General features: G+C 61.8%; 5 protein-coding genes and 1 pseudogene. 5 read left to right on the plus strand and 1 reads right to left on the minus strand.

The window, feature by feature from the left end; translation table 11 throughout:
- Positions 1-815: pyridoxal phosphate-dependent aminotransferase (locus ABW043_RS11065; protein ID WP_353921265.1), on the minus strand; the 815-nt coding region annotated here is incomplete at its 3' end.
- 155 nt (positions 816-970) lie between these two features.
- Between ABW043_RS11065 and ABW043_RS11070 the strand changes: the two genes are divergently transcribed.
- The 5 genes and pseudogenes from ABW043_RS11070 to ABW043_RS11090 form a co-directional block, all read left to right on the plus strand.
- Positions 971-1825: a DsbA family protein gene (locus ABW043_RS11070; RefSeq protein WP_353921266.1), complete on the plus strand. Its 855-nt coding sequence runs from the start codon at positions 971-973 to the stop codon at positions 1823-1825.
- A 208-nt stretch (positions 1826-2033) separates the two neighbouring features.
- Entirely contained in the window at positions 2034-2471 is a 438-nt protein-coding gene (aroQ, locus tag ABW043_RS11075) for a type II 3-dehydroquinate dehydratase (protein WP_353921267.1), read from the plus strand.
- A 32-nt stretch (positions 2472-2503) separates the two neighbouring features.
- Positions 2504-2992, plus strand: coding sequence for an acetyl-CoA carboxylase biotin carboxyl carrier protein (accB, locus tag ABW043_RS11080; protein ID WP_353921268.1), 489 nt, complete (start codon positions 2504-2506; stop codon positions 2990-2992).
- A 14-nt stretch (positions 2993-3006) separates the two neighbouring features.
- Complete coding sequence (accC, locus tag ABW043_RS11085) at positions 3007-4353, plus strand: acetyl-CoA carboxylase biotin carboxylase subunit (RefSeq protein WP_353921269.1); 1347 nt, start codon at positions 3007-3009, stop codon at positions 4351-4353.
- Between the two features lie 45 nt (positions 4354-4398).
- A pseudogene (locus tag ABW043_RS11090) lies at positions 4399-4677 on the plus strand (hypothetical protein); the annotation flags it as partial.

Genomic DNA, 4677 nt, shown 5'->3' on the forward strand with positions numbered 1-4677 from the left:
GTGGCGGCGATCTGGCTGAGGGTGGGTGCCGAAATGAAGAGGTTCTGCTGCAGGATTTCGGCGCGGCGGATCAGGGCTTCGGGGAGCACCATCCAGCCGATGCGCCAGCCGGTCATGCAATAGTATTTGGAGAAGCTGTTGATGACGATGGCGTCCGAAGTCAGCTCCAGCGCCGATACCGAGGGGCCACGATAGTCGAGGCCGTGGTAGATTTCGTCGGAGATCAGGGTCACGCCGAGACGGCGGCAGGTGTCGATGACGTCGGCGAGGCCGGCGCGATCAATGGCTGCGCCGGTGGGATTGGCGGGGCTGGCGAAGAGGAGGCCTTCGAAGGGGGTTTCGCGGTAGGCGGCTTCGATGTCGGCGCCAGTGAGGTGCCAGTTATTGGCGGCCGTGACCGGGATTTCGGCATATTCGAAGCCGAGGCCGATGAGGGTGTTGATATAGGCGGGGTAGCCCGGGCGGGTGATGGCGATGCGGGCGCCGGGGCGGAAGGCGGTGTGAAAGGCGAGGATGAAGCCAGCCGACGAACCCATTGTAGCCAGAATCATTTCCGGGTTCACGGAGACGCCGTGCTGCTCGGCATAATAGCGCGAAAGACCCTCGCGCAGATCGATGCGGCCCTTGGCGCTGGTGTAACCCTGAGGATCGGGCAGAGCGCGGGCAACGGCTTCGAGGACTTTTGGGGCGGGCGGATGGCCGGGTTCGCCCAGCTCCAGATGGCAGATGGCGCGCCCCTGCCCTTCGAGCACCTTGGAACGGTTGAGAATGTCCATGGCGAGAAACGGCATGAGGCCGTCGGCTGCGGGGGTCATAGGCGGCTCCTTCTGGTCCATGGGGACTAGCCGGAAGCGCCGGTTCACTCAACAACAATTGAAGCGCAGCTTTAGACTGCGGCAATTGTCCGGTGCCAGATTGGCCGGAGGTCTGCTAGAAGGCCTAGCGCAGAATCTCTGGGAGCACTCGTCTGATGAATCGTCTGTCTATCGTGCTGGCCGTTGTGGCGGGGATTCTCGCGGGGGCGCTCGGATATTCCCAGCTCAACCGGCCGGAGCCGGAGACAGACACGGTCGCGGTGCGCGCTATTGTCGAGAGCGTGCTCACCGAGCACGAAGCGACTGCCAGCGCGGCGCCGCAGGCCGTGGCGGCAATTGACCCCGCCGTGCTCAATCCCATGATCGAAAGCTTCCTCATGAGCGACCCCAAGCTGCTGCAGCGGCTGTCGGTGGCGCTTGATGAAACGCTGCGGACCGAGGAATCGGCCAAGGCGCAGGTCGCCATCACCGAAATGCAGGACGCGATTTTCAACGATCCGGGCCAGGTGGTGTTGGGCAATCCCGAGGGCGATGTGACGCTGGTCGAGTTCTTCGACTATAACTGCGGCTATTGCCGCGCGGCGCTGCCGGATCTCGCGACATTGCTGGCGGAAGACCCCAACCTCAAGGTCATCCTCAAGGAATTCCCCATTCTCTCGAACGAATCCATCGACGCGGCGCGCATTGGCGTGCTCGTCGGCGAAGCCGATGTCGACTACTGGACTTTCCACGAGGCGCTGTTTTCGAGCCGCGGCAAGGTGGACAAGGCCGTGGCACTGGACGCCGCCAGTTCGCTGGGCCTGAGCAAGGTCGATCTGGAACTGAAGATGGGTGAGCCGGCCGTGGCCAAGACCATCCAGACGTCCTACGAGATTGCGCAGGCGCTCGGCATTACCGGGACGCCGACCTACATCATCGGCAATGAAATCATTCCGGGCGCGATCGGCGTCGATGACCTGCGGACGCGCATCGCCAATATGCGGGCCTGCGGCCAGTCGATGTGCAGCTAACGTCTTTTCGCGAGATGGATTGCCAGGACAGGCCTGGCTATGACGACGGCGAGGAGGGCCAGTTTCCTCCAATCTGTCGCGCCAGCCTGAATCTCGCCCGACTCTCCGGTTAGACGCGCGGAAAGTACCGAGGAGGCTCGCCTTTTCGGTGCATTTCGTGTAACCGCCCTTGCACCGCCGGGAACAGCCGGTGCACAACGCAAAGATCATGGCAAAGCACGTTCTCGTCCTCAACGGCCCGAACCTCAACATGCTCGGCAAACGCGAGCCCGGAATCTACGGCGCGCAGACTCTCGCCGACGTGGAGGCCATTTGCAGGGCTTCCGGAGACGAATTCGGACTTTCCATCGATTTCCGCCAATCCAATCACGAAGGTGAATTGGTGACCTGGATCCAGGAAACGCTCGGCACGGCCGATGGCATCCTGATCAATCCCGGCGCCTATTCGCACACTTCGGTGGCAATCTACGACGCGCTCAAAGCCGTCGCCCTGCCGGTTGCGGAAGTCCATATCAGCAACATTCATCAGCGCGAGGCCTTCCGGCACCATTCCTATGTGTCGGCAGTCGCCTTCGGCGTCATTTGCGGCTTTGGTACGCTGGGGTATAGATTGGCCCTGGAAGCCATGGCTCAGAAACTCGCATAACGCTTCGACTGGAAGCCGGGAGACCGACAAGAATGACCAAGTCATCGCAGGTGGATCAGGACCTGATCCGCGCCATCGCCGAACTGCTCAACAAAGAAAATCTCGCCGAAATCGAGATCGAGCAGGAGGATTTCCGGGTCCGCGTTACCCGCTCCTATCCGGTCGAGGCCCCGGCCTACGCCCCTGCCCCGCAGTATTATGCGCCGCCGGCTGCACCGGCAGCACCAGCGCTTGCGTCGGTCGTTCCGGCCGCCGCGCCGGCCAGCAAGGAAGATCTCGCTTCCAACCCCGGCACATTGACTTCGCCCATGGTGGGCACGGCCTATCGCTCGCCTGAGCCGGGCAAGCCGTTGTTTGTCGATGTTGGCACCAAGGTGACCGAAGGCCAGACGGTCCTCATCATCGAAGCGATGAAGACCATGAACCAGATTCCGGCGCATCGCTCGGGCACGGTCACCCGTGTTCTCGTCGAGGACGCGCAGCCGGTCGAATATGGCGAGCCGCTCGTCGTCATCGAGTAAGGAGGGACTTTCACGTGTTCCAGAAAGTCCTGATCGCCAATCGCGGCGAAATCGCCCTGCGCATCCTGCGCGCCTGCAAGGAACTGGGTATCCAGACCGTTGCAGTGCACTCGACGGCCGACGCCAATGCCATGCATGTGCGCCTCGCCGACGAAAGCGTCTGCATTGGCCCCAACTCGGCCAAGGACAGCTACCTCAATATCCCCTCGATCCTCGCGGCCTGCGAGATCACCGGGGCCGACGCCGTGCATCCGGGCTATGGGTTCCTGTCGGAAAACGCCCGTTTTGCCAAAATCCTGACCGAGCACAATGTGACCTTCATCGGTCCTTCGGCGCACCATATCGAAATCATGGGTGACAAGATCACCGCCAAGAAGACGGCGGTCGAGCTGGGCATTCCCGTGGTTCCGGGTTCTGCTGGCGCGGTGGAAACCGAAGCCGACGCGCTCAAGACCGCCAAGGAAATCGGCTATCCCGTGCTGATCAAGGCAACCGCCGGTGGTGGTGGTCGTGGCATGAAGGTCGCGCAGACCGAGGCTGACGTGCTGATCGCCTGGTCGACAGCGCGCTCGGAAGCAAAGGCGGCCTTCGGCAACGATTCCGTCTACATGGAAAAGTATCTCGGCAAGCCGCGCCATATCGAGGTGCAGGTGCTTGGCGACGGCCAGGGCAATGCGGTGCACCTCGGCGTACGCGACTGCTCGCTGCAGCGTCGTCACCAGAAGGTGTGGGAAGAGGCCGGCGGCCCGACCATCGCACCGGACGAACGCGACCAGATCGGCGAAGTTTGCGCCGCGGCCATGCGCAAGCTGAAGTATTCCGGCGCAGGCACGATCGAGTTCCTCTACGAAAACGGCGAGTTCTATTTCATCGAGATGAACACCCGGCTGCAGGTGGAGCATCCGGTTACCGAGCGCATCACGGGCATCGACATCGTCTATGAGCAGATCAGCGTCGCTTCGGGCGAAAAGCTGTCGATGACGCAGGATCAAGTGCAGTTCTATGGCCATGCCATCGAAGTGCGCATCAATGCCGAAGATCCGCAGACGTTTGCTCCGTCGCCGGGCACGATCACCTTCTACCACCCCGCTGGTGGTGTTGGCGTGCGCGTCGATTCGGCCGTCTATCAGGGCTACAAGATCCCGCCCTATTATGACTCGCTGATCGGCAAGCTGATCGTTTACGGCCGCACACGCGAAGAGTGCCTCAAGCGCCTGAGCCGTGCGATCGATGAGTTCGTGGTGGATGGGGTCAAGACCACCCTCCCCCTGTTCCAGCGGTTGATCAAGCAGCCCGATATCATTGCGGGCAACTATGACATCCACTGGCTGGAAAAATTCCTGGCCGAAAACAAGGCCTGACGTCTTTTGAGGCCCGCACCCGCCATCGAGGCGCTTGCGGGCCTCATGTTTAATGGCGTCGCCTTTGCGGCTGATATGGCCATGTTTGATTTCGGTCCCACCAAACCCAAAATGATCCGCCATGGCGACCGCAAGGGTGAGACCATTTTTGTCGGCTCGCATTCTCTTCATGTGCAGTGCTCTTGGCGGCTGCGGCGCGGCGCGAGTGTGTTGGCGAATAGTGCCGGGCGGCTGGCTGTGGAAGCGGTTGAGCCGGCCATGCATCGTATGGTCGATAGCCTCGAGTGTGACCGGGGCGCGATTGTGCTCAAGCTGGGCGACCTC

This window comes from Devosia sp. (assembly GCF_040509215.1).
Classification (GTDB): domain Bacteria; phylum Pseudomonadota; class Alphaproteobacteria; order Rhizobiales; family Devosiaceae; genus Devosia.